The sequence below is a fragment of the Natrinema versiforme JCM 10478 genome, assembly GCF_000337195.1.
GTDB classification, from domain to species: Archaea; Halobacteriota; Halobacteria; order Halobacteriales; family Natrialbaceae; genus Natrinema; species Natrinema versiforme.
Window position 1 is genome coordinate 1 of the sequence record NZ_AOID01000038.1, and the last position, 822, is coordinate 822.

An 822-nucleotide genomic window follows, 5' to 3' on the forward strand; every position below is an offset into this window, starting at 1 on the left:
CGTGTCTCACTGGCCGTCACCGGATGGTCAACCCTTCAGTTCCCTGAACGCGGTCGGTGGTGGGAGTAGCTGGTTAACGCGGCCTTCTTTTGCTACGTGCCAGACCGACCCAGACCCCTCCTCCCCACCCTCCGCTCCGTGCTCGCTCGGAAGACTCACTGCGTTCGTCTTCCCTGGCTAATACATTTATCCGGCAGGACCGACCCAGACAGCCGATGGCCTGAAAGGTCAAGCTTTTGTAGTAAATATATCAGTATAGGAGTATGGTTTCACCGACGTTCAGTGAGTTCCAGTTCACCTACGGGTTGACGCGGGAACTTGAAGGCCCGCGGCCGGGTACCGGTTTGATCGATCTCCCCCGGATTCCGACACAGAATCAGGAGGCAGAACTCCCGGCTGACATGGTATCCAGCCTTCGGAGAGGAGATGCACGGCTTGCACCGCTCTTCATCCAATACAAGCGCGCGGAGAAGATGGTCCGGAGTAATGCCGGTCAGTGGGCAAAGTTGGAAAACCGTGGCATCAATCTGTCGGAAGGATACTTCCGGTTCCGCCCATATCTCGGGGAAAACGAGCAGCACAACAAACTGGTCGAACTCGGACAACACCAGCCACTCGTCTTCTACGTGGCACCCATGTTTATCGACCACGATGAGTACCGAGAATATGCCGCGAACGAGGAACTGTACGATCATGCGGCTTTCATCCAGTGCGCGAACCTGCAACGGATCACCGATGAGGACCATTACATCACCTATACATCGATGGCAAACCGGGGCGTGATGTGTTCCGAGCCGATGACGTTCCCCGTCCGGACAAAGG

The 822-nt window shown here is 56.3% G+C and carries 1 protein-coding gene; it reads left to right on the forward strand.

What is annotated here, in order from left to right; genetic code table 11:
* Nucleotides 1-263: 263 nt before the first annotated feature.
* The coding region (locus C489_RS21615) for a hypothetical protein (protein ID WP_006431790.1) at nucleotides 264-822 on the forward strand (559 nt) is incomplete at its 3' end.